This is a genomic window from Streptomyces fulvoviolaceus (assembly GCF_000718165.1).
Classification (GTDB): Bacteria; Actinomycetota; Actinomycetes; order Streptomycetales; family Streptomycetaceae; genus Streptomyces; species Streptomyces fulvoviolaceus.
The window spans coordinates 73020-96458 of the sequence record NZ_JOEY01000005.1 but is presented as its reverse complement, the minus strand read 5'-3'; the positions used below and the strand labels follow the sequence as shown (position 1 = coordinate 96458).

The 23439-nt window shown below is 70.1% G+C and carries 25 protein-coding genes; 13 read left to right on the top strand and 12 right to left on the bottom strand.

The features are described from left to right. Nucleotides 1-3: 3 nt before the first annotated feature. The 4 genes from IG08_RS0106710 to IG08_RS0106695 all read right to left on the bottom strand — a co-directional run bounded on the left by IG08_RS0106710 (nucleotide 4) and on the right by IG08_RS0106695 (nucleotide 2178). The gene (locus IG08_RS0106710) at nucleotides 4-786 is read right to left on the bottom strand and encodes a TetR/AcrR family transcriptional regulator (protein WP_030597441.1); all 783 of its coding nucleotides are present in this window, start codon (nucleotides 784-786) and stop codon (nucleotides 4-6) included. A 9-nt stretch (nucleotides 787-795) separates the two neighbouring features. After that, a complete protein-coding gene (locus IG08_RS0106705) occupies nucleotides 796-1281 on the bottom strand; it encodes a thiol-disulfide oxidoreductase DCC family protein (protein WP_030597438.1) in 486 nt (161 codons plus the stop codon). After that, complete coding sequence (locus IG08_RS0106700; RefSeq protein ID WP_030597436.1) at nucleotides 1278-1673, bottom strand: hypothetical protein; 396 nt, start codon at nucleotides 1671-1673, stop codon at nucleotides 1278-1280. Before IG08_RS0106700 ends, IG08_RS0106705 begins: the two co-directional genes overlap by 4 nt. Nucleotides 1674-1767: 94 nt before the next feature. Beyond that, nucleotides 1768-2178 carry a VOC family protein gene (locus IG08_RS0106695; RefSeq protein ID WP_030597435.1) on the bottom strand — a complete coding sequence of 137 codons (411 nt, stop codon included), beginning with the start codon at nucleotides 2176-2178 and terminating at the stop codon, nucleotides 1768-1770. Between the two features lie 68 nt (nucleotides 2179-2246). Here IG08_RS0106695 and IG08_RS0106690 point away from each other — a divergent pair, with 68 nt between their 5' ends. Both IG08_RS0106690 and IG08_RS0106685 read left to right on the top strand, forming a co-directional pair. Beyond that, complete coding sequence (locus IG08_RS0106690) at nucleotides 2247-2639, top strand: hypothetical protein (protein ID WP_030597434.1); 393 nt, start codon at nucleotides 2247-2249, stop codon at nucleotides 2637-2639. Continuing rightward, nucleotides 2639-5128, top strand: a complete 2490-nt coding sequence (locus tag IG08_RS0106685) for a DUF4132 domain-containing protein (protein WP_030597432.1) — start codon at nucleotides 2639-2641, stop codon at nucleotides 5126-5128. The genes IG08_RS0106690 and IG08_RS0106685 overlap by 1 nt, the downstream gene beginning before the upstream one ends. 217 nt (nucleotides 5129-5345) lie before the next feature. On the opposite strand, the gene IG08_RS0106680 is transcribed toward IG08_RS0106685, so the two are convergent. Genes IG08_RS0106680 through IG08_RS0106660 form a run of 5 tightly spaced genes read right to left on the bottom strand, consistent with a single transcriptional unit; the run spans nucleotide 5346 to nucleotide 9551 of the window. Beyond that, on the bottom strand, nucleotides 5346-6125 hold the full coding sequence (locus IG08_RS0106680) for a succinate dehydrogenase iron-sulfur subunit (RefSeq protein ID WP_030597430.1): 780 nt from the start codon (nucleotides 6123-6125) through the stop codon (nucleotides 5346-5348). Then, nucleotides 6125-7879, bottom strand: coding sequence for a succinate dehydrogenase flavoprotein subunit (gene sdhA / locus IG08_RS0106675; RefSeq protein ID WP_030597428.1), 1755 nt, complete (start codon nucleotides 7877-7879; stop codon nucleotides 6125-6127). Before sdhA ends, IG08_RS0106680 begins: the two co-directional genes overlap by 1 nt. A gap of 23 nt (nucleotides 7880-7902) precedes the next feature. Continuing rightward, nucleotides 7903-8385: a succinate dehydrogenase hydrophobic membrane anchor subunit gene (locus IG08_RS0106670; protein ID WP_030597425.1), complete on the bottom strand. Its 483-nt coding sequence runs from the start codon at nucleotides 8383-8385 to the stop codon at nucleotides 7903-7905. Nucleotides 8386-8390: 5 nt separating this feature from the next. Next, a complete protein-coding gene (sdhC, locus tag IG08_RS62420) occupies nucleotides 8391-9017 on the bottom strand; it encodes a succinate dehydrogenase, cytochrome b556 subunit (RefSeq protein WP_267964957.1) in 627 nt (208 codons plus the stop codon). Nucleotides 9018-9020: 3 nt separating this feature from the next. After that, entirely contained in the window at nucleotides 9021-9551 is a 531-nt protein-coding gene (locus tag IG08_RS0106660) for a 2-oxo-4-hydroxy-4-carboxy-5-ureidoimidazoline decarboxylase (protein ID WP_030597419.1), read from the bottom strand. Nucleotides 9552-9766: 215 nt separating this feature from the next. Between IG08_RS0106660 and IG08_RS0106655 the strand changes: the two genes are divergently transcribed. From IG08_RS0106655 to IG08_RS0106640, 4 genes are all read left to right on the top strand, one after another. Then, the gene (locus IG08_RS0106655) at nucleotides 9767-11377 is read left to right on the top strand and encodes a beta-N-acetylhexosaminidase (protein WP_420823281.1); all 1611 of its coding nucleotides are present in this window, start codon (nucleotides 9767-9769) and stop codon (nucleotides 11375-11377) included. Nucleotides 11378-11508: 131 nt separating this feature from the next. Next, the gene (locus tag IG08_RS0106650) at nucleotides 11509-12273 is read left to right on the top strand and encodes a DUF4328 domain-containing protein (protein WP_030597414.1); all 765 of its coding nucleotides are present in this window, start codon (nucleotides 11509-11511) and stop codon (nucleotides 12271-12273) included. A gap of 97 nt (nucleotides 12274-12370) precedes the next feature. After that, nucleotides 12371-12874 carry a hypothetical protein gene (locus IG08_RS0106645; protein WP_030597411.1) on the top strand — a complete coding sequence of 168 codons (504 nt, stop codon included), beginning with the start codon at nucleotides 12371-12373 and terminating at the stop codon, nucleotides 12872-12874. A 76-nt stretch (nucleotides 12875-12950) separates the two neighbouring features. Next, nucleotides 12951-13520, top strand: a complete 570-nt coding sequence (locus IG08_RS0106640; protein WP_030597408.1) for a hypothetical protein — start codon at nucleotides 12951-12953, stop codon at nucleotides 13518-13520. 124 nt (nucleotides 13521-13644) lie between these two features. On the opposite strand, the gene IG08_RS0106635 is transcribed toward IG08_RS0106640, so the two are convergent. Then, nucleotides 13645-14106: a DUF1877 family protein gene (locus tag IG08_RS0106635; protein ID WP_030597405.1), complete on the bottom strand. Its 462-nt coding sequence runs from the start codon at nucleotides 14104-14106 to the stop codon at nucleotides 13645-13647. 177 nt (nucleotides 14107-14283) lie between these two features. Between IG08_RS0106635 and IG08_RS0106630 the strand changes: the two genes are divergently transcribed. Continuing rightward, nucleotides 14284-14688: a hypothetical protein gene (locus IG08_RS0106630; RefSeq protein WP_078655472.1), complete on the top strand. Its 405-nt coding sequence runs from the start codon at nucleotides 14284-14286 to the stop codon at nucleotides 14686-14688. 71 nt (nucleotides 14689-14759) lie between these two features. Continuing rightward, complete coding sequence (locus IG08_RS0106625) at nucleotides 14760-16232, top strand: MFS transporter (RefSeq protein WP_030597400.1); 1473 nt, start codon at nucleotides 14760-14762, stop codon at nucleotides 16230-16232. Nucleotides 16233-16236: 4 nt separating this feature from the next. On the opposite strand, the gene IG08_RS0106620 is transcribed toward IG08_RS0106625, so the two are convergent. Further along, nucleotides 16237-18339, bottom strand: coding sequence for a peptidoglycan recognition protein family protein (locus IG08_RS0106620; protein WP_030597397.1), 2103 nt, complete (start codon nucleotides 18337-18339; stop codon nucleotides 16237-16239). 264 nt (nucleotides 18340-18603) lie between these two features. Here IG08_RS0106620 and IG08_RS0106615 point away from each other — a divergent pair, with 264 nt between their 5' ends. The 5 genes from IG08_RS0106615 to IG08_RS62415 all read left to right on the top strand — a co-directional run bounded on the left by IG08_RS0106615 (nucleotide 18604) and on the right by IG08_RS62415 (nucleotide 22354). Next, nucleotides 18604-19221: an RNA polymerase sigma factor gene (locus tag IG08_RS0106615; RefSeq protein ID WP_030597395.1), complete on the top strand. Its 618-nt coding sequence runs from the start codon at nucleotides 18604-18606 to the stop codon at nucleotides 19219-19221. Beyond that, complete coding sequence (locus tag IG08_RS0106610; protein ID WP_052424506.1) at nucleotides 19218-20006, top strand: hypothetical protein; 789 nt, start codon at nucleotides 19218-19220, stop codon at nucleotides 20004-20006. The genes IG08_RS0106615 and IG08_RS0106610 overlap by 4 nt, the downstream gene beginning before the upstream one ends. Nucleotides 20007-20341: 335 nt before the next feature. Next, complete coding sequence (locus IG08_RS0106605) at nucleotides 20342-21004, top strand: RNA polymerase sigma factor (RefSeq protein ID WP_030597390.1); 663 nt, start codon at nucleotides 20342-20344, stop codon at nucleotides 21002-21004. Further along, a complete protein-coding gene (locus IG08_RS0106600; protein WP_043453423.1) occupies nucleotides 21004-22089 on the top strand; it encodes a hypothetical protein in 1086 nt (361 codons plus the stop codon). Before IG08_RS0106605 ends, IG08_RS0106600 begins: the two co-directional genes overlap by 1 nt. A 133-nt stretch (nucleotides 22090-22222) precedes the next feature. Then, nucleotides 22223-22354: a hypothetical protein gene (locus IG08_RS62415; RefSeq protein WP_261723367.1), complete on the top strand. Its 132-nt coding sequence runs from the start codon at nucleotides 22223-22225 to the stop codon at nucleotides 22352-22354. Between the two features lie 215 nt (nucleotides 22355-22569). Here the strand turns inward: IG08_RS62415 and IG08_RS0106590 are convergent, their stop codons facing one another. Beyond that, on the bottom strand, nucleotides 22570-23403 hold the full coding sequence (locus IG08_RS0106590) for a L,D-transpeptidase family protein (RefSeq protein ID WP_420823280.1): 834 nt from the start codon (nucleotides 23401-23403) through the stop codon (nucleotides 22570-22572). Nucleotides 23404-23439: the final 36 nt, after the last annotated feature.

Sequence of the window (23439 nt, the reverse complement as noted above, 5' to 3'; positions counted from 1 at the left end):
GGCTCAGGGGCGTCCGTCTTCGGCGGGCGCCTCTTTCTTCGCTTTCACCGGGTCGGGCAGCGCGTTCGTCATCCCCGGAAGGAAGTCCGTGAACAGCTCGTGCACCTCCCGTACGAGCGGCCGCAGCACCCGGAACCGGGCCAGTGACACCCCGCGCGCGGTGAGCCGGGCCCCCCGCTCGGCCAGCCGGTAGCTCCGCTCGCGCCCCTCGGTCCGGTCGAAGATCCAGTACAGCACGAGCCCCATCTGGGAGAGCCACATCAACTCGGGGAGGACATCCCGCAGTTCCTCCGGCACCTTGGTCTTCGTGGCACCGTGAAGCACCTCCCGGTGGATGCTGATGGCCTCCACGCGCGCGTGCTCCGACTCGGGGGAGAAGGGGCTGAGCGGGCTGTCGGGATCGGCGGCGTTCTTGAAGAACTGCACCGCGAACTCGTGGTACGGCGTGGCGATCTCCAGCCACACCCTCAGCACACCCCCGAGCCGCGCCTCCAGGTCGGTCTCCCGGTCCAGGACCTCCCGGACCGCCGCCCGGTGCTCGGCGGCGAGACGGTCGTAGAAGCCCTGGATCAGGTGCTCCTTGCCCGCGAAGTAGTAGTACGCGTTGCCGACGGAGACGCCGGCCTCGTTCGCGATGGCCCGCATCGTCGTCTTGTCGTACCCCCGCTCCTGGAAGAGCCGCATCGCCGTCTCCAGGATCAGCGCGCGGGTCTGCTCGGACTTGCTGGCGGGGGTACCGCCCTCGTCGGGGCCGTCGGTGTTCGCAGGCTCGGAATTCGCAGGCACGGCAAGAGCCTAACGAGTGGGGCAGGTGCCGCTGTCGCAGCCCGGTGGGCTGTACATCCAGCCCCGGCTGGGATCGTAGGCCCACCCGTCGTTACGGCGGTACACCCTGCCGCCGCCGCCCCACTGGGCCCCGCGCCACTTGGCGGCGGCGAGCACGGCCCCCTTGGCGAGCCGGGCGCCCGACGGGGTGCTCAGCCGATGCGCGAGCGGCCGGTGCTCGCGCAGGGCCCACAGGGTGACGATCCAGGCGGCGGTGTCCCGATAGACCTGCCCGGAGTCACCGACGACGGTGATCTCCTCGAACGTGGCCCGATGATCGAGCCCGGGAAACCGCCGCCGCGCCTCCTCCGACCCCGCCGGCACCATCTCCAGCGGCACCAGCTGCGGCTGCCGTACGAGCCAGTCGCGCAGGAAGCCGCACAGCGCGCACTCGGCGTCGTACAGGACGGTGAGCCGGCGGACCGGAGTCCGGTCCGCCGTCGTACCGGTGCTCATGCCTGGACCCAGTCCTGCGGCGCGACGGGCGGCACCTGCTCCCGCTCCATGACCCCGCGCCGCCGGATCCGGTTGAGCACATACACATTCGCCAGGTGCATGACCCCGAGCACCAGCAGCACCACACCCACCTTCGTCGACAGTGCCTCGAAGACCCCCCGAGTGTCGACGATGGTCCCGTCCCCGCTGAGGTACAGCGCGACGAACCCGAGGTTCACGAGGTAGAACCCCACCACCAGCAGATGGTTCACAGCCTCGGCGAGCTTCTCGTTCCCCCGCAGCACGTCGGCGAGGAAGATCCGCCCGTTACGGCTGAGCGTCCGGGCCACCCAGACGGTGAGCGCGATGCTGACGACCAGGTAGATGACGTAGGCGACGACCGTGCGGTCCATGCGCCTCCCCCTTCTTGAACGCGTTCAAAAAGCTGACAGGAGAGACTCTAGACCTGCTTTTGAACGCGTTCAACAGGCTTGCGTGGGACCTGCGTCACGCTCTCCGGGCCAGCTCCGGCCGCTTGGTGTAGTCGGTGAACCCGACGACGTTCCCCCAGGGGTCGGCGATCTCGACGGTCCAGCCGGTGGACACGGAGAAGGGCGCGTCGAGGAAGGTGATCCCGGCGCCGGTCAGCCTCTCGGCCGCCACGCGCGCGTCCGGCACCTCCAGCCACAGCCGCGCCGAGTGCCACGGCGGCGGCCGATGCCCCAGCTCCTCCTCCACCCGCAACAGAATCCCGGGCGTCTCACCCCCGACCTTCAGCAGTGCGAGCCCGCCCTCGTCGAAGCGGAAGCCCACGGTGAAGCCGGCGCGCTCGTAGAAGGCGACGGCCTCGGTGAGGTCGCCGACGGGCAGGAGCAGGTTGTCGAAACCGAGCAGGTCGTACGACTCGTCATCTGACATACCGTCAGAGTAGGCCGATGATCGGCACAGTCCCGGGATTGTCAGTGGTGGCTCGTACTGTCGGCGGCATGGGAATCGTGATGTTCGTCGACGAGACGACAAGCGGGAGCCGCAGCGACGGCTGGGGGCTGGAGATCGCCGAGGAGCGGCTCACCGTGCGCGAGTTGATCCGGCGTCGGGTGTTCCAGGAGGTCGCCGAGTACGACGCACGCACGCCGGGCGTGTTCCAGGGGCTCGTGCAGCCGGAGGACGCGGAGCGGGTGCTGAACGGGTACGCGTTGCGGACGCCTCGCCGGATAGACCCCGAGACCCAGACCGAGCTCGCGCTCAAGGCCTTCGCGGGCAACGGCTTCCTTGTGCTCGTGGGGGATCGTCAGGTCACGGAGCTCGACGAGGAGGTCGAGCTGGGGCTCGGTACCGAGGTCACGTTCCTGAAGCTCGTGCCGCTGGTGGGTGGCTGATGATCACTTCGCCTTCCGAGTACGCCCGGCTGGTCCGGGACATCCTCGAACTGGTCGCCGCCGAGGACGCCGACCGCCTCGTTCCCCAACTGGTCGCACACGCCGGAATGGTCGACAACCACTGGGGTTGGGAGCACCGCAAGGTGATCGACGCGGTGTGTCACGCGGACGACCGGTTCCAGGGCCGGCTGGTGCATGCCCTCGCAGCCCGGTACCACGAGCTGGAGCCCGGCACGCCGGCGCGGCGCAGCATCGTGGCCCTGCTCGCCAACCTTCGGGTGACGCAACCGCCCGCCGAAGGACAGCCCCTCGACACACGTTCCTCGTTGATCCGCCTGTCCGCCGAGCAGGACGTGCACTACGACATCGGACAGCTGATCCGGCTCGCTGAACTCGAACTCGCCGATGGTCGTGAGCTGCCAGGAGAATTCGTCGCAGTGATCCGCCGCTCGTATCTGACGCTGTGGAACGGCAAGGGTCAACTGGGCCCATTGGTCGCCCAGCTCAGCCGGCCCGTCCTGAACCCAGGGGAGGCCTGGGCGGACCGGGCCCTGGCCGAGCTGGCCGAGCTCGGCCCGAACTGGCGGCAACTGCTGGCCCACGCGGCCACCGCCTCCTCGGCCCGTCCCTCTGCCAGGTGGGAGCGAACCGGACGTGCCCTGGTCGAGGCACTGGGTGCCGAAGAGGTGCGTGAGCGGGCGACTGCCTGGCTGCGGCTCGTGGGCAGGGCGCGCACACGTCCCCTGCTCGACCGGGGTTACGGCGCCGATCCCAACGCGACCTTCGACCCGTACAACGCCGATGCGCTGCGCGGCCTGACCTGGTTGCTGTCCTTCCTGCCCGCTCACGCCGAAACCGCACGCACGCTCGGCGCCCTCGTCGAGACCTCGCTCCGCAAGGTGCAGGGCCTCGGACCGGTGAACCCCAAGGTCGCCAACGCCTCGGTCAACGCCCTCGCCCGTATCGGGGGCGAGGCGGCCCTCGCCGAACTGGCACGCCTCGCCACCCGCGTCACGTACAAGGGCACGCTCAAGCTACTGAACACCGCCCTGGACGAGCGGGCCGAGGCGATGGGCCTCAGCCGCGAGGAGATCGAGGAACTGGCCGTCCCCGCTTACGGGTTGACGGAGTTCGGACGAGCCGAGCACCGGCTCGGCGAGGTCACGGCGTTGGTCGGAGTCCGGGGCACCAAGGCCCTGCTGAGCTGGCGCAACGCGGCCGGAAAGGCCGTCAGGAGCGTGCCCGCCGCCGTCCGCCGCGACCATGCCGACGAGCTCAAGGAGCTGAAGGCCGCCGTCAAGGACATCGACAAGATGCTCTCGGCCCAGAGCGAGCGCCTGGACCGCCAGTTCCTGGCCCGCCGCACCTGGCCGTACGCCACCTGGCGCGAGCGCTACGTCGACCACCCGCTGGTCGGCACACTGGCCCGCCGCCTGCTGTGGACGGTCGACGGGGCGACGGTCGGGTATGCCGACGGAGAGCTGCGCACGCTCACCGACACCCCGGTGACCGGCGGCGGTGAGGTCGAACTCTGGCACCCCGCAGGCCGCGAACCGACGGAGATCGTCGCTTGGCGCGACTGGCTGGAACGCCACGAGATCACGCAGCCGTTCAAGCAGGCCCACCGAGAGGTGTACCTGCTGACGGACGCGGAACGCACCACGGCGACATACTCCAACCGCTTCGCGGCCCACGTCCTGCGCCAGCACCGGTTCCACTCCCTGGCGGCTGTGCGGGGCTGGCGCAACAAGCTCCGCCTGAGCGTCGACGACGAGGCGCCACCGGCCACCCGCGAACTCCCGCAGTGGGGCCTGCGCGCCGAGTACTGGATCGAAGGCGACGGCGGCGAGCACTACCAGGACATCACCGACTCCGGCAGCTTCCTGCGCCTGTGCACCGACCAGGTCCGCTTCTACCCGATCGACGCGCCCGAGAACTCGGCGCACTGCTGCGGCGGCGAGTACCGCATGTGGCTGCGCGACGGAGCGGACCCGGTGGACCCGCTCCCTCTCTCCTCCGTCCCACCCCTGGTCCTCTCCGAAGTCCTGCGAGACGTGGACCTGTTCGTCGGCGTAGCGAGCATCGGCAACGACCCCACCTGGCAGGACGGCGGCCCCGACGGCCGCTTCCGGGAGTACTGGACGTCGTACGGCTTCGGCGACCTGAACCAGAGTGCGGAGACCCGCCGGGCCCTGCTGGAACGCCTGATCCCTCGCCTGGCCATAGCCGACCGCTGCACTCTCGAGGGCCGCTTCCTCCACGTGAAGGGCGACCGCCACACATACAAGATCCACCTCGGCTCGGGCAACATCCTCCGCACCCCGAACGACCAGTACCTGTGCATCGTCCCGACCCCCAACACGTCTGCTCCGTCGGCCGGTTACCTGCCGTATGAGGGGGACCGGATGCTGGCGGTGATTCTGAGCAAGGCGATGATGCTGGCCAGGGACACGGAGATCACGGACCAGTCGATCCTCAGTCAGCTGTAGTTGACGCATGTTCACGACGAGAGCCGTACTCCACGTCGAACCCCTCCGCTACGACCTCCGGCGCCAAAGCCGCCCGCACGCAGGACAGTTCGGCGGCACGCATCGGTGCGGCCTCCCCCTCGCCACAGCAAACCCCATGAAGCGAAGGCCCCGCCCCCGGCGCGAAACCGGGAGACGGGGCCTTCGACGACGTACAGGAGACGTACGGGAAACGACGTCAGAACCGCCGAGTGATCAGCGCCCTCTTCACTTCCTGGATCGCCTTCGTGACCTCAATCCCACGTGGGCAAGCGTCCGTGCAGTTGAACGTCGTCCGGCAGCGCCACACGCCGTCGCGGTCGTTCAGGATCTCCAGGCGCTGCTCACCCGCCTCGTCGCGCGAGTCGAAGATGAAGCGGTGGGCGTTCACGATCGCCGCCGGGCCGAAGTACTGGCCGTCGTTCCAGAAGACCGGGCACGAGGACGTGCAGGCCGCGCAGAGGATGCACTTCGTCGTGTCGTCGAAGCGCTCGCGGTCCTCCGCCGTCTGGAGGCGTTCCCGCGTCGGCTCGTTCGTGTCCTTCGTGATCAGGAAGGGCATGACGTCGCGGTACGCCTGGAAGAACGGGTCCATGTCGACGACCAGGTCCTTCAGGACCGTCAGGCCCTTGATGGCCTCGACCGTGATCGGCTTCTCCGGGTTGATGTCCTTGATCAACGTCTTGCACGCAAGGCGGTTCTTGCCGTTGATCCGCATCGCGTCGGAGCCGCAGATGCCGTGCGCGCAGGAACGGCGGAAGGTCAGAGTGCCGTCCTGTTCCCACTTGATCTTGTGGAGGGCGTCGAGGACACGCTCCTTGGGGTCGATCTCCAGCTGGAAGTCTTCCCAGGTGGCTTCCGCCGAGACCTCGGAGTTGAAGCGTCGGATGCGGAAGGTGACCGTGATGTACGGGGAGTCGGCGAAGCCGGGCTCGGGCTCGCCGGCCGCGTCCGCCTTGTCCAGAACAGGGGTTGCCATCAGTACTTACGCTCCATCGGCTGGTAGCGGGTCTGGACGACCGGCTTGTAGTCGAGACGGATGGACTCGGCGCCGTCGTCGCCCACCTCGCGGTACGCCATCGTGTGGCGCATGAAGTTGACGTCGTCGCGGTTCGGGTAGTCCTCGCGGTAGTGACCGCCGCGGGACTCCTTGCGGGCCAGGGCCGACACCGCCATGACCTCGGCGAGGTCCAGGAGGTTGCCGAGCTCGATGGCCTCCAGCAGGTCCGTGTTGAACCGCTTGCCCTTGTCCTGGATCGAGACGTTCAGGTAGCGCTCGCGGAGCTCCGCGATCTTCTCCACGGCCGTCTTGATGGTCTGCTCGGTGCGGAACACCATCACGTTGGCGTCCATGCACTCCTGCAGCTCCAGGCGCACCGCGGCGACCCGCTCCGTGCCCGTGGAGTTGCGCAGTCGCTCGACCTGGTCGATCACCTGCTGCGCCGGGTCCTCCGGCAGCTCGACGTACTCCGCCTTCTGCGAGTACTCCGCGGCGGCGATGCCCGCCCGCTTGCCGAACACGTTGATGTCCAGCAGGGAGTTCGTGCCCAGACGGTTCGCGCCGTGCACCGAGACACACGCGACCTCGCCGGCCGCGTACAGGCCCGGGACCACCGTGGTGTTGTCGCTCAGGACCTCACCCTCGACGTTCGTCGGGATGCCGCCCATCGCGTAGTGCGCGGTGGGCTGGATCGGGATCGGGTCCGTGTACGGCTCGATACCGAGGTAGGTGCGCGCGAACTCGGTGATGTCCGGGAGCTTCGCGTCCAGCTGCTCCGGGGGAAGGTGGGTCAGGTCCAGGTACACGTGGTCGCCCTCGGGGCCGCAACCACGGCCCTCGCGGATCTCCGTGTAGATCGAGCGGGATACGACGTCCCGGCTCGCCAGGTCCTTCATCACCGGCGCGTACTTCTCCATGAAGCGCTCGCCGTCCTTGTTGCGGAGGATGCCGCCCTCACCACGGGCGCCCTCCGTCAGCAGGATGCCCATGCGCCAGATGCCGGTCGGGTGGAACTGGAAGAACTCCATGTCCTCCAGCGGCAGGCCGCGACGGTAGACGGCGGCCTGGCCGTCACCGGTCAGCGTGTGCGCGTTGGACGTCACCTTGAAGAACTTGCCGGTGCCGCCGGACGCGTAGATCACGGCCTTCGCCTGGAAGACGTGGATCTCGCCGGTCGCCAGTTCGTAGGCGACGACGCCTGCGGACCGCTTCACACCATCCACCTCGGTGATCAGCTGGTCCAGGACGTAGAACTCGTTGAAGAACTCCACGCCCTCCTTGACGCAGTTCTGGTACAGCGTCTGGAGGATCATGTGGCCGGTGCGGTCCGCGGCGTAGCAGGACCGGCGGACCGGGGCCTCGCCGTGGTTGCGGGAGTGACCGCCGAAGCGGCGCTGGTCGATCGTGCCGTTCGGGGTGCGGTTGAACGGCAGGCCCATCTTCTCCAGGTCGAGGACCGAGTCGATGGCCTCCTTCGCCAGGATCTCGGCGGCGTCCTGGTCGACCAGGTAGTCACCGCCCTTGACCGTGTCGAAGGTGTGCCACTCCCAGTTGTCCTCCTCCACGTTGGCCAGCGCGGCGGCCATGCCGCCCTGCGCGGCGCCCGTGTGGGAGCGGGTGGGGTAGAGCTTGGTCAGCACGGCGGTGCGGCTGCGCTTCGTCGACTCGATGGCCGCGCGCATGCCGGCGCCACCCGCGCCGACGATGACGGTGTCGTACTTGTGGATCTTCATCAGGAATTCCTCAGCCCCGTGGCCTAGCGGATGTTCGGGTCGAAGGTGAAGATCACCAGCGTGCCCAGCAGGATGGTGAACACCGTGGCGGTGTAGAGCAGACCCTTGAGCCACAGCCTGGTGTTCGCGCGCTCCGCGTAGTCGTTGATGACCGTGCGCAGGCCGTTGGCGCCGTGCAGCATCGCCAGCCAGAGCATCAACAGGTCCCAGACCTGCCAGAACGGCGAAGCCCAGCGGCCCGCCACGAAGGCGAAACCGATCTTCGACACGCCGCCGTCGAGCACCAGCTGGATCAGCAGGTGGCCGAGGACCAGGACGACCAGGACGATGCCGGACAGGCGCATGAACAGCCAGCCGTACATCTCGAAGTTGCCCCGCGTGGACTTCGGGGTCTTCTTGGTGCGCTGGCGCGGGGCCTCGATGAGGGGGGCCGGGTTGTCGACGTCGTAGAGGGACTCGCCCTCCACGGGGCCGACGCCGGAGGCGGTGGATTCAGTGGTGGCCATCGGTCTCAGCTCCCGAACAGTTCACGAGCGGCGTGGCCGAGGACGGGGTAGATCGCCCCGATCATCAGCACGACCCACAGGCCTACGACGGACCAGAGCATCTGCTTCTGGTAGCGCGGGCCCTTCGACCAGAAGTCGACGGCGATGACCCGAAGGCCGTTGAGAGCGTGGAACAGGATGGCGGCGACGAGGCCGTACTCCAGGCACGCGACGAGCGGGGTCTTGTACGTGGCTACGACCTTGTCGTAGTCCTCGGGGGAGACACGGACGAGTGCGGTGTCGAGCACGTGAACGAACAGGAAGAAGAAGATGAGGACGCCGGTGACTCGATGAGCCACCCAGGACCACATTCCTTCCCGGCCGCGGTACAGCGTTCCAGCCGGCACGGAAGCCCTCCGGGAGCGGGGATTAGGGCCGCGCCGGCTTTTGGATGTCGGTCGGGCCCGGCCGGGTACGGTCCACCGGCCCCCAGCATCGTAGCGACGTGTTGTCGGGATGCTTACGGGGGGCCTACTGGTGTGATCAAAGTGGCACGCGTATGGGTTAGCGTTGCGGCTTCTGGGGTGGGGTGTCCCGTTGTGTGCCGGGTGCGGCGCCGTTGGGGCTGGTCGCGCCCCGCGGCGGAGCCGCACATGTCACAGCCCCGCGCCCCTGAGTGCGTCCACCAAGCGTCCCCTTGCGAGGCGCCGGAGCTCCTCCGCCGCAACCACCCGTTCCTCCTCCGGGTCGTTCGTCAATCGTGACCGGATGCCTGCCAGGACCTGGTCCAGGGCCTCCTCCGGGGGCAGGCCGTCCAGGCAGATGACGAAGGAATGACCGAACTTGGCCTCGTATGCGGCGTGTGCTGCATCCATGGCCATGTGGGCGGCCGAGTAGGTGCCGTCGGGCAGCGCGGGCAGCGTCTCGCCTGCCAGTGCCTCCGACAGGTCGACCGGCGTCAGGTCGTAGGCCGCCTCGTCCGATGCCGCGAGTAGGGCGTCGAGGGTCGGGTAGGGGCGGTGGTCGGTGATACGGCGGGACCAGCGGAGGCTGCGCAGGCAGGCGAGGAGGGTGCGCTGGAGGTCGTCGGCGGATGCGGAGTTGAACCGGTCCAGGTGGGACTGGGACGGTGTGCCGCGGGTCTGCTCGGGTATGGCGACTCGGCCAGGAAGGTGTGTGGGCGTCACGTGTGTTTCGGCAGAGGAAGCTGTGAGAGATGTGACGCCACGTTATCGAGAGTGGACATGACCTGTCCGACGGATGCCCGAATTTCACCCGCACGGGAGAGTTTCGGAACGCGTGGTGGACAACGCCCGTTCTCTCGAGGCCCTAGGTTGACGCTGTGAGCCAGCACAGGAAACGGCAGGGACAGCGCCAGGGGCAGGGCCGGGGGAAGCTGCAGGTGGGGCAGACCCGGGGGTTGATCATCGGGGCGGTCGCCGTGACCGTCGCGGCGGGTGTGGGACTCGGTCTGTGGGCCGGGGACGACAGCGAGCCGACCGGGTCGGCGCAGTCGCCGTCCGGTGGCAGGTCCGCGCTCTCGCCGGACCCCTCCCCGACCCCGACGCCCAGCCCGACCCGCTCCTACGCCCTCTCCAAGACCCCCCGCACCATCCCCGCCGTGCGCGAGCACACCCCCGCGCGCGGTCCGGGCTGGCGTCCCGCCTCCGGTGAGCGCGTCGTCGTGAACGACGCCGACCTCGCCGACGAGGGGCGGCTGCTCGCCGGTGAGCTGGGGCTGACGTACGCGGGCGAGAAGGACGACGTGCGCGCCGGGGACGTACGACTGGCGCTGAACGACGACGAAGGGGCGGACTCGGAGTCGTACACCATGACCGTGCGCGGCGGGCGGGTGAACATCAGCGGGCCGGACGATTCGGGCGTGTTCTACGGCACCCGCACGCTCAAGCAGGAGGTGCACGGCGGCGGTACGGCGCCGGAGGGCGTCGTGCGCGACGAGCCGGCCAAGCCGGTGCGCGGGTTCATGCTGGACATCGCGCGCAAGCACTTCACGGCCGACTGGATCGAGGACCGGGTCCGGGAGCTGGGCGATCTCAAGTTCAACCAGATCGGCCTTCACTTCTCCGACGACCAGGGCTTTCGGATCGAGTCCGACTCGCATCCCGAGATCGTGTCCAAGGAGCACCTCACCAAGGCGCAGGTGAAGAAGATCGTCGCGCTGGCGGAGAGCCGGCACATCAGTGTGGTGCCGGAGATCGACTCACCCGGGCATCTGGGCGCGGTCATCGCCGCGCATCCCGAGCTGCAGCTCCGCAACGCGCAGGGGGTCGCCGCCCGTGGCGCGGTCGACATCTCCAAGGACGCGTCCGCCGAGATCGTCGACGATCTGCTGAACGAGTACGCCGACCTGTTCCCCGGCGCCTTCTGGAACCTCGGCGGCGACGAGTACCGGGCGCTGATGGTCTCCAGCCCCGAGACGTCCTATCCGCAGCTCGCCACCGCCGCCAGGGAGGCCTACGGCTCCGGCGCGAGCGTCGCCGACCTGACGACGGGCTGGCTCAACGACCGCGCCGCCGTCGTCCGCGACCACGACAAGATCCCCCGCGCCTGGAACGACGGCTTCTTCCGCGGTACGTCCGTGCAGCCCGACGAGGACATCCAGGTCGGGTACTGGACGGGCAAGGAGATCGGCGCGCGGCAGCCGGTCGAGTACCTGAGCGCGGGGCGGAAGGTCGTCAACTACAACGACGAGTTCCTGTACTACGTCCTTGGGCAGCCGAACGCCTTCGTCTACCCGACCGGACAGCGGATCTACGAGCAGTGGACGCCGCTCGTCGTACGCGGCACCCAGGCGGTGTCCTCGAAGTACGACGACCAGATCCTCGGTGGGTCCTTCGCGGTGTGGTGCGACCTCGCGGACTCCCAGACGCAGAACCAGGTCGCGGCGGGGATCAGGATGCCGCTCAGGGCAACGGTCCAGAAGCTGTGGGATCCCGGGAAGCCGGCGCTGTCCTGGACGGAGTTCAGGGCGCTGGCGGACCGGCTGGGCTGAGGGATTCCGGCGACGGTTTCCCAGTAGACGTACGGGGCTGGTGAACCGTATGTTCCGCATGCCGCGCGTGAGGTTCTGGGGAGAGCCGGGCGCGGTCTGCTGATCATCCACACCTCGGGGGGACGTCCGTCATGCTCTGCACGCGCTGCCATCACTTCGAAGCGGCACCCGACGGCGTCCTGTGCACCCAGTGCGCCGCCCCCACGGGGTTCCAGGCCCTGCCGGCCGGTGCCGCGCCGACCGCCTGGCTGCGCTCGCCGGTCGGGCTCGGGCGGGCCGCCGCCGTGATGCTGGGACTGGTCGCCGCCGCCGACCTGTTCTCCCTCGGGGCGGGCGCCCTGATGTACGACGCCTCGGGCGACCTGGCCGCGGGCGACTTCGGGGACGCCGTCGTGCGGCGGGCCGATCAGGCGGACGTGCTCTACACCGTGGCCAGCGCAGCCCAGTCGGTCACGCTGATCGCCTGCGCCATCGTGTACCTGAACTGGTTCCAGCGGGTGCGGGTCAACGCCGAGGCGTTCGACTCGTCCGGGCACAGCAAGAAGCGCGGCTGGACGATCTGGGCCTGGTTCGTGCCGATCGTGAACCTCTGGTTCCCGCGCCGGATCGCCCTCGACATCTGGGACGCGAGCAGCCCGTGGGGGAAGCCTCGCGGGCACGGGCTGGTCAACACCTGGTGGACGCTGTGGATTGTCGCGCTCTTCGCCGGCCGGGTCGGGTACAGCGCGTACCAGCGGGCCGACACCGCCCAGGAGATCCACGACGCGACGGTTCAGGCGATGTTCGCGGACGCCCTCGACCTCTGGGCCGCCCTGTTCGCCGTCCTCGTCGTGCTGCGGCTGACCCGGATGCAGGACGAGAAGGCCCACCAGGGACCGGTGCCCGTCGCGGCCTGACCGGGCTTGACCGAGTTGGCCCATCCGGCTGCGAACTTCCTTACGACTGTGGTGTATTCGGCCCGAGCCGCAGCCGAGATTGTCGTGGGGGAACGGGATGGGCTACTGGGGGTATTTCGTCGTGGGCCGCGAGGAGCGGCCGCTGAACGAGCTGGACGCGCTGTCGGGCGCCGAGGGAATGGTCCTGCGCGAATCGGCGCCGGACGGATGGCAGGTCTGGGAGTACGCGAGCGGCGAGGGCGACGTCGGGAGCATGAACGGCCTGGCCCTGGAGACCGGTTCGCCCGCGCTCTTCGGATACGTCATGGACAGCGCCTCGGTGGTCGTGGAGGCGGCGGCGCCGGAGAGCGGGACGTGGACGACCTGTCTGGCCCGGGCCGCCATGGCCAAGTACCTGGGGGCCGACCAGGAGGGGCTCACCCTCGAGGACTACTTCCTCGAGCCCCGGGACGCCGCCGAGCGGGCCGTCGCCTGGGCCGCGGAGGCGGGTCACACCGTGCCCGAGGAGCCGCTCCTCGACGTACTGACGTCCGAGCCGGAACCGTTGGCCGAAAACCTCTTCTTCCGTATGCTCGACCGGCTCGGTGTGGTGCCCCTGTGACACTCCCGGGTCGTCGCACGCAGTAAGGGGAAGCGCGGGTTCCGTAAGGGGAGACCGCCTGGCGAGGGAGGCGTGGATGAGCCTGGTGGATCTGATCGCGCAGGCCGACGAACGCGGACTGGCCGCCAGCGGGTTGGCTTGTTTGGATCGGTGCGTGCCCCTGCTGGGCGGCGACGACGAGATCCTGCGGCCGCTGTGGGCGGGCCTCGCGGAGGACGCCTGCGCCGGTGACTGGGGCGAGCGGCTGGAGCAGGTGCGCGGCAAGCTCTCCGGTGACGAGGGCTCAGGTGAGGACCAGGCCGTACTGCTTGCCCGCCGGATGCTCGCCGCCGCGCCGGCCGAACCGTCCGCCGGCGAGATGCGCGTGTGGGCCGACGCCTGCTCCGTCGCCGCACTGCAGATCCACCGGATCCTCGACCCGCTGACGGACCAGAAGGACGGGGCGTCCTCGATCGACGCCCGCCGGGAGGGCCGTACGGAGGGCATGTCACCCCTCGTCGCCGCCGAACTGCGGCGCCAGGTCAGCGTCCTGGAACTCCTCGCGGGCCACGGCGAGGCCGGACTGCGCCCCGCGCTGGCGGTGTCGACGGAGGGGCGGCGGGTGCTGCGGGCGGTGGTGTCGCGGCGGAGCCGGCGGCGGGGGTGAGGTTCGGTGGCTGAGCCACCCGGCCAACTGGTCAGCCAGTGGCTCACTGGCTGATCCACCTAGGCCACTCACTGGCTGAGCCACTGACTGGTCCACTGAGTTCTCCACCGAGTGGCCCATTGGCTTACTGGATCAGCCACTTGACCACCGCGTCCCCGTACAGCGCCGTCCGTTCGTAGAACGCGGTCAGATCCCGGTGCGCGGCCGCGAAGGCACCCTGTACCTCCGGTTCCGTCGCCGTGTCACCGTACGGCTTGAGCAGTTCCTCGCGCGCCTCCTGCCACAGGGCCTCGAAGTCGGCGTCCGTCAGGAACTCGGCGACCCGGGTCACCTGGGCCGCGGTGAGCAGCAGAAACGGCGATGTCTTCGGATCCGGATGGGACACCGGATGGCCGCCGAGGACCACCTGGGCGCCCGCGTAGAGGAGTTCGTGGTCGAGGTAGTGCCCGTCCAGCATCTCCTCGCGATGCCGGTCGATGCGGTGCCGCACGGTGTCCCAGTCGTCCTCGAACAGCCGTTGCAGCCAGGTCGTGCTGTTGCGCAGCGCTGAGGGATGGACCGCGCGGAGATGGAGGTACGTGTTCATCAGTGACTGGAGCGCACGGGAGCGCCGAACCGTCACTCCCGCGTCAACCCTCGCGACTGGGGGAGTCCTGTGACCGTCGTGCGGCGGATGCGGGGAAGCCGGGGCGGTCCTGCGCCGGTCCCGGAAAACGCCCCGATCAGGGGTGACGAAACTCCGCGCCGTGACGCTCTCTTGAATGTGACGACTCAGCAGGAAACCAGGCCCTCAGCTGCGACGAAGCCGGTGAGGTGGGCGGCGGACGCGGTGGCGACCCTGCGCGAGGGGGCGCGGGTGCGACTCGACTACTCGGCGCAGAGCCTGTGGCGCGTCGACCGGATGATCGACGAGATACGGCGGGAGGGAGCGCCGTACGCCGCCGTGGAGAGCGTGCTGCGCGGGCTCGGGGCGTACGCCGGTGAGGTGGTCGTCCGGCAGACCGGTGCCGAGTGGTGGGCGGGCGGCGGTGACCACTGGGTGCGCACGCCCGACGGCAAGCTGTGGGATCCCATCGATGAGGCCCGCCGGTGCTTCGCCGGGGACGGGTCGCTGCGGTTGCTGTGCCGGGACGCGACGGGGTCGGGTCCGGGTCCGGGGTCGGTATGAGGGCGGTAAAAAGGCCGTAATAAGAGACGCTTGCGTTCCCAACCCGGGCCGGGTGGGAGCACGATGGAGTCATGGCAGACAACCGTCGTTGGTGGGCCCTGGTAGTCATCGCGCTCGCCCAGTTGATGGTCGTGCTGGACATGACCATCGTCAATATCGCTCTGCCGTCCGCCCAGGCCGACCTGAACATGTCGGACGGGAACCGGCAGTGGGTCATCACCGCCTACACCCTCGCCTTCGGCGGGCTGCTGCTGCTCGGCGGGCGGGTCTCGGACCTTGTGGGGCGCCGGACCACCTTCATGATCGGGCTCCTCGGTTTCGCCGCCGCCTCCGCGCTCGGCGGGGCCGCGACGGGCGAGGGGATGCTGTTCGGGGCACGGGCCCTGCAGGGCGTCTTCGCCGCGCTGCTCGCGCCCTCCGCGCTGTCGCTGCTCACGACGACGTTCACCGATCCCAAGGACCGCGCGAAGGCCTTCGGGGTGTTCGGGGCGATCGTCGGGGCGGGCGCGGCGATCGGCCTGCTCGCGGGCGGACTGCTCACCGAGTACCTGGACTGGCGCTGGTGCCTGTACGTCAACGTGCCCGTCGCGCTGGTCGCGTTCGCGGGCGCCTGGGTCATCCTCGCCCGCGGGGAGCGGCACCCCGACGCGCACCTCGACGTGCCGGGCGCACTGCTCGGCTCGGCCGGGATGCTGTCGATCGTCTACGGCTTCTCCGAGGCGGAGTCGCGCGGTTGGAGCGACGGCCTGGTGGTGACGCTGCTGGCCGGCGGTGTCGTACTCCTGGGCGCCTTCGGCCTGTGGCAGACCCGGGCACGGGTGCCGTTGCTGCCGATGACCGTCGTGAAGGACCGTCAGCGGGTCGGCGCTTTCCTGACCGTGCTGCTCGTGACGATCGGCATGTTCGGCGTCTTCCTCTTCCTGACGTACTACCTGCAGGGCGTCCTCGGATGGTCGCCGCTGAAGACCGGGTGCGCGTATCTGCCGATGACGGTCGCGATGATCGTCGGCTCGACGCAGATCGCCGCGCGGCTGCTGGGCAGGGTGCAGCCCAGGTTCCTGATCGTGCCAGGGCTGCTGGTGGCCGCCGGCGGGCTGGCGATCATCGCGCAGGTGGGCGTGGAGCCGGCGTACGCCTCGCACGTCCTGCCCGGCATGCTGATGCTCGGCCTCGGCATGAGTACGGCGATGATGACGTCCGTCTCGCTGGCCACCGGGAGCGTCGCGCCGCAGGACGCGGGGGCGGCCTCGGCGACCTTCAACACCGCCCAGCAGGTGGGCGGTTCGATCGGTACGGCGTTGCTGAACACGATCGCTGCGAGCGTGACCTCGACCTATCTGACCGCGCACGCCGGACCCGGCGTGGACAAGCAACTGCTCGCCGCGCAGGCCACGGTGCACGGCTTCAACGTGGCCACCTGGTGGGCGTTCGGCGCGCTGCTGCTGGCCGCGCTGGTCGCGGGGATCGTCATCGACGCGGAACGGGCGCCCACTCCCCAGGGTGTGGGGGAGCGGACGCCCGAGCCGGTGGATACCGCTTTGTGAACGGCTACTTGATGTAGACCAGGCCGTCCGTCGTGATCGTCGGGCGGCCGCTGGTACCGACCACCACGATCTTCACCGTGTGCTTGGCGCTGCTGGACCAGGACTTCGTCCAGATCGCCTGGCGGTACTTGGTGGTCGAGGACTTCAGGTCGACGGTCGCGACCTTGGTGCCGTCGACATAGACGTACGCCTGCCCCGAGCTGGACGCCCGCGAGACCACCCAGGAGGCGGACCGGCCGGTGAACGTCCAGGTGAGGCTCGCGCCCTTCGAACTGCTGGAGTACGACTTCCCGCCGAGGTAGCTGGAGGAGGAACGGCTCGTCCAGGTACCGGACTTGGTGGCCGAGGTCTCCTGCAGGATCACCGGTGTGTAGGCGGGTTCCGAGGTGCGGTAGTTGCCCGCGAAGTCGTAGGCCCGCATCTTCCAGGTGGTGGCGGTGCCCGACTTGGCCGTGCGCTGGGAGCTGGTCGTGGTCGGGGCGAAGGTGGCCGTCGTCGGGGCGAGCAGCTTCACCTGCTTCAGGGCCTGGGCGTCGGTCGCCTTCCAGCCGAGGGTGACCGGGACGGCGGTGGTGCTGACGGTGCCGGTACGCATGGATATCTTCGGCGTGGTCGAGAAGACCGGCGCGGTCGTGTCCCCCACGACGGTCAGCGCGGCGGTCGTCGCCGGCTTGCCCGACTGGTGCACGGCCCGTACGGCGACGGTGTGGCTCCCCGCTGCCACGGTGGTGCCGACCGAGGTGGCCGAACCGGCGGCGGTGGCCACGACGTTGCCGTCCACCAGTAGTTCGAACTTGGAGATCAGCGAGGCCGGGGTCGTGGCCGACCAGTGGGCGGTGATCGCGCCCTTGGTGTAGTACTTCGTGCCCGACAGGGCCGCGCCGTCGAGCGAGGTGAGCTTCAGGCCCTTCACCGGTCCGGACGCCCAGGCGCGGATGGTCGGCAGCTGGGCGTAGAGGGAGTTGCCGGGGCACTCGGTGGCGTAGCCGTCGCGGTGGCCGGAGATCCGGTTGAAGGTGTAGGACTCGCCCGAGGTGAAGCTCGTACCGGCGAGGTTCTTCTGGGTCGCGCCCGCCTTGAGCTGGACGGTCGAGTTGGGGTCGACGCCGTACTGGCCCAGCTTCCAGGCCGCGATACGGGAGACCGACGCCAGGGCCGCGTTCGAGGCGCCGGCGGAGGTGTACTCACCGAGCACCGCGATGCCCGTGGACTCGCGGTTCCAGCCGTAGGTGTGCGCGCCCAGGACCGGCAGGTCGACGCCGCCCTTGCGGCCCTCGAAGATCGTGCCGCACTTGTCGACCAGGAAGTTGTAGCCGATGTCGTTCCAGCCGTTGGTCTGCACGTGGTACGCGTAGATGCCGCGGACGATCGACGCCGAGTCGGCGCAGGAGTAGTCGTTGCTCCCGGCCGTGTGGTGGACGAAGACCGCCTTCACGTCGGCGTTGTACTCCGACGGGTCGGGGCTGATCGACTCGTCGGCGCCCCAGCCGGCCCGCGAGGTGATCGGCGGCTCGGGAACCGTGGACGCCGGCGCGGTCGGTGTGGTGGCCGAGGGGCTCGGGGTCACGTCCGCCGCGTAGGCGGCCGGCTCGGTCCCGGTGCTCTTCGTCTCGGCGGCGGTCACGACACCCGGGTCGACCAGGTTGACCTCCAGCCCCTTGGGCAGGCCGGAGCTGGTGGAGCCGTCCTCGTGGACGACCTGCACCTCCACGCCGTCCGAGGCGCCGACCCACAGCGGCTCCGAGGCGCCGCGCGCGTCGGCACGCTCCTCGGGGTCCTCCACCGGGTCGACGTTCGTCTCCAGGTCCTGCCAGGCCGTCCACTCGCCGGTGTCGAGGCTCCGGGTGCGCACCTGGGCCTTGCCGTCGAGGTGCTTGGTCGCCCCCGTCCAGGAGACACCGAGCAGCGAGAACTGCTTGGTCTCGGTGCGCGGCAGCTCACGCTCGCCGGTCTCGGGAGCCTTCAGCGTGAGGTCGTAGACCTTCACGGGCCGCTTGTCGCGCCCGGCCGCGGACGCGTCGGTGGACGGGCTGGCGGCGGCGTAGGTCGCCACGCCGCCGGCTCCCACCACCACCGCGCCGAGCGTGAGCCACGCCCGTCTCTTCATGCTCAGCGGTCTGTACGCACGGGACTTGCGTGAACTCACTACCCCACCCCTGGAAACTGGTCACAGAAACACCACCTGTCCCACAGGTGGCACTTACACAGCGTACGGAAGTGACCAGACGTCACAGGTGATGTTCAGGTAATGGTCTGACCGGCTGTGACACTTCCGCGGAGTCCGACGCTGGTGGTCGTGGAGGGGCTTGGGCCAGAGCGACCGCCCAGAACGGTATGGAATCGCCATGAACCAGCACGGACAGGACAGTTCTTGGGCCACGGAGGGGAACCCCGCCGCGTCAAGGCGTACGACGGGGAACTGGGCGCGGCCGTAGCGCGGGCCCAGGAGGGTGACGAGGCCGCCTTCGCGGTCGCCTACCGGCTTGTGCAGCCCGGACTGCTCGGTTATCTGCGCGGGCTGGTCGGCGACGACGCCGAGGACGTGGCGTCCGACGCCTGGCTGGAGATCTCCCGGGACCTGGGCCGGTTCAAGGGCGACGGGGCCGGGTTCCGCGGCTGGAGCGCGACCATCGCCCGGCACCGGGCGCTGGACCATCTGCGCCGGCAGAAGGTACGGCCCCGGTCGGCGGCGCTGGAACAGGACATGCTGGACCTGCCCGGCCCGCACAGCACCCACGACCAGGCGCTGGAGTCGCTCTCCACCGAGTACGCCCTGGAGCTGGTCCGAGGGCTGCCGCGCGACCAGGCCGAGGCCGTACTGCTGCGGGTCGTCGTCGGTCTCGACGGACCCGGCGCCGCCCGCGTTCTCGGCAAGCGGCCCGGCGCGGTGCGCACAGCGGCGCACCGGGGTCTGAAGCGGCTGGCACGGCAGCTGGGCGGCGAGGGTGTGACGGATGAGGGGCCCCGGACGCTGGGGGAGTCGACATGACAGGCGAGGACGGACGGCGGCGCGGACGGCGCGACGGGGACAGGGACGGACACGGCATGGGTGAACACCACAGCGGCGGCGGGACATCCGACCGTCGGCATGTGCGCCCGGAGAACACCGTGGCCGGGCGGGACGAAACGCTGGAAGCGCTGCTGGCCGCCGCCATGCGCGGTGACGGTCTCGACTCCGGGGCGGAGCAGCGGGCGGTGGCCGCGTTCCGGGCGGCTCGGGACGCGGGGGCGCACCGGGCGCGTACCCGGCGGCGGGACGACTGGCGGCCCCGGGAGCAGCGGCGTACGGCACGCTCGCTGAAGGCGACGCTGTCGGTGTTCGTCGCGAGCCTCACGCTGGGCGGGGTCGCGTTCGCGGCGATCGGCTCGACGGGACCGGCGAAGGACGACGCCGGTGACCAGGGCGGTCGCCCCGGTTCCGCGAGTGCCCCGGACCGGCCCGGCGAGGAGCCCTCGGCCTCCCCCGCCGCCTCCGCCCCGAAGGACCGTCCGGCCACCGCCAAGGACACCGAGGCCCACTGCCGTGCCTACGAGCAGAAGGCCGCGAAGGGCAGCGGGGCGCTCGACGCCACGGCCTGGCAGCGGCTCGTCGCGGCCGCGGGCGGCGAGGCGAAGGTCAGCGCTTACTGCGCCGGGCAGCTGGGTCGGCCGGCGGCAACCGGGAGCAAGCCGGACAAGACCGCCAAGCCCGCAGGCGGCGACACCGGCAACAGCTCCGACAACGGCAAGGACAAAGCCGTAGAAGCCGACAAGGCCCAGGAAAAGAAGCAGTAGTCCTGTCCGCCCCGGTCTGCTCACGGGCCCCACGGGCGCGTTGCCGAGGCAACGGCCGGGGCCGCCACCCCCCACAGGAGAGGCCCCGGCCGTCGCGCGGCACGGGCCGCGCGGCGGCCCGTACTTTCTTCAGCGCCATGAGTGCGTTTTCTGTCACACCTCGCCGGGCCGGTCATGGCGTCACAAGGTAGTTGCGTTTTGTACGGACATGGACGAGCAGCGGTTTCAGGTCGTAACGTGCCTTTCGCGCCGGGCGCGGAAGTTGAATGATCACCGCAACCATCTACGGCCCGAAGCCGCGACCATCGACTCGACCATGTATTGAGGATTCACGGGTGCTGGGGGACGACGCGGAGCTGACGGCCGCGGTGCTTGCGGCACAGGACGGGGACGAGACCGCTTTCCGGACTGTGTACCGCGCCGTGCACCCGCGGCTGCTCGGCTACGTCCGGACGCTGGTCGGCGACCCGGACGCCGAGGACGTGGCGTCCGAGTCCTGGCTGCAGATAGCCCGTGACCTGGACCGGTTCAGCGGGGACGCGGACCGCTTCCGCGGCTGGGCCGCCCGGATAGCCCGCAACCGCGCCCTGGACCACCTGCGCATGCGTGGCCGCCGCCCCGCGATCGGCGGCGACGAGACCGAGCTGACCGGGAAGCCCGCCGAGTCGGACACCGCGGGCGAGGCCATCGAGGCCCTGGCCACCGACCGCACCCTCTCCCTCATCGCCCGGCTGCCGCAGGACCAGGCCGAGGCCGTCGTCCTGCGGGTGGTCGTGGGCCTCGACGCGAAGACCGCCGCCGAGACGCTCGGCAAACGGCCCGGTGCCGTACGGACGGCCGCGCACCGGGGTCTGAAACGGCTCGCCGAACTCCTCGACGACGATCCGGAATCGGCGGGCAGGCTCGGAGCCCTGCCGCCCCAGCGAGAACCGCACAGCCGTGCGGTGACGTCCGCGAGTGTGACGGATACGCGCGCGCGGACGCAGAAGGACATGTGATGGCCGACGAGCAGTACAAGTGGCTGGACCGCGAAACAGCGGAGCGTTTGCTGTGCGGAGAGTCACTCGAAGCTGTCGACGCGGCCGACCGCGACCGGGCCGAACGGCTCGCCACGACCCTGGGTGCGCTGACCGCCGAAACCCCGCCGACCAGCGGCGAACTCCCCGGCGAGGCAGCCGCGTTGGCCGCGTTCCGGAAGGTGCGCGCGGAGCGTGCGGACGACTGGGTCGGTGACTGGGCCGGCGAGCGGACCCGCGGTCGGCACCGCGCCCGTCCCCACTCCTCCGACGCGGGACTCGTCCGTATCGACCGTGCCGGCGGCCCGGACGCGGACGACCCGCGCCCCCGCCGGCGCCGCCCCGCCCGGTTCGCACTGGTCGCCACGCTGGCCGTCGGCATGGTCGGCGGCGTGGCGGTCGCGGCCGGAACCGGAGTGCTGCCGACGCCCTTCGGCGACGGCGAACCGGACCCGGTCGCCTCGGTCTCGGCCGCCGTGACACCGGACCGCCCGCTCGCCTCGCCGTCGCCCATGGCCCCCGAGAGCGAGCCCACGCCCGACGGCGCCACCAGCGGCTCCTCCGCCGGCGCGGGCAGCCCGCGCGACACGGCACGCGGCGGTACGGCCACCGACCCCGGCACCGGTTCCGCCCGCGAGGACGTCGGCCACGACTGGAGCGGAGCCGCCTCGGCCTGCCGCGACGTACGCGACGGCAAGGACCTCACCGCCGACCGCATGCGCGACCTGCAGGGTGCGGCGGGCGGCTCCACGCATGTGTGGAAGTACTGCAAGGGCGTCCTGGCCGACACCGACACCACCGGCGAGGACGCCAACGACCGGGGCGGGGACCGCAGCGACACCGGCGACTCCGACGGCGAGAGCGGCCAGACCGACGAGAACGGCCAGGGCGACAAGGACGACCAGGGGACCCAGGGCGCGGGCCAGAACAGCCGCTTCATGGCCCCCGGCGGCACCTCCCACGACCGCGCCGACGGCGCCGGCGACACCCCGCTGCTCTCCCTGCTCTCCGGCCGGGCAACGATGTCGGAGAGCCCGATGCCGAGCCCGACGTACAGCGCGCTCTGACCCCGAATCCAGGGCTTCCGCACCCGCCGTGCCCTTTGCCGCGGCGGGTGTGACGTTTTCCGCCGGTGCCGCGCAGCAATGAGTGAGCCGACTGGTCTCCGGGCCTCGAAGCCCGCGAAGCCAAGGAGGCGCCATGGGACGGGAATTCTGGCGGACGATCCGGATCGCGATCGAGCGGGACAACCCGACCGCCCGCCTGGTCGTGGTTCTGCTCACGACGGCAGCCGTCGTCCTCGGCGTCTGCGCGAGCCTGGCAGCCCGGTGATCACGCCGTTGACCTGCGCTTCTGCGGACTCTCCGCGGCGGGTGTGACGTTTTCGGCCGCTGGGGCGCAGTAATGAATGAGCCGACTGGTCATCGGCCGTCGCACAGAGCCGGGGTTCCCCCCGTACCCACGGCTCGTGCACCTCGGCGCGGGCGGGACACGTTCCCCCGGTCCCGCCCGCGCCCCGCACGTCTCCCTCTCGTCCCTTTCGGGACTCACCAGTGGACGACGACCTTGTCGCCGTTGCTCACCTGCGCGAACAGATCCGCGATCGCCGCCTCGTCCCGTACGTTGACGCAGCCGTGCGAGGCGCCGGCATAGCCGTTGGCCGCGAAGTCGGACGAGTAGTGGACCGCCTGACCGCCGCTGAAGAACATCGCGTACGGCATCGGGGAGTCGTACAGCGTGGACACGTGGTGGCGGGACTTCCAGTAGACCTGGAACACGCCCTCCCGGGTCGGAGTGCCCTGCGAACCGAAGCGGACCGACACGGTCCTGACCGTCCGCCCGTCGATCATCCAGCGCAGGGTCCGGCTCGTCTTGCTGATGCACAGCACGCGACCGGTCATACAGCGCGCGTCCGGCGTGTCGGCCGGCTGCCCGCCCATCAGGTACAGGTCCCACTTGCCCGGCTCGTGCGTCATCTTCAGCAGCCGCTGCCAGGTGACGCGGTCCGTCTTCCCCGTCCTCGGCAGCCCGCGCTTGCCCTGGAAGCCCTTGACCGCCTGCTCCGTGAGGTCGTCGTACGACCCGGTGGGCCCGTCGAAGAGCCACGCGACCTGCCGCAACCGGGCCTGGAGCTCACGCACGTCCCGGCCGGAGTCACCGCGCGACCAGAGGACTTCGGGGGCGGAGGTCCTGGTGGGCGTGGGGCTCGGCTTGTCGTCACCCTTACCGTCGTCGTCCGGTGTCGCGGACGGACTCCTGCTGGGCAGCTCTATGCGCACCGGCGACCGGTGCTTCCCGTCCGCGGTCTGCACCGTACAGCCGCTCAGCGCGGCCAGCGCCAGCACCGCGACGATCCGTCTCCCCATGCCCTTGGTACGCATTGCCGACCCCCGCCGTCTCACGTATGCACACCGATG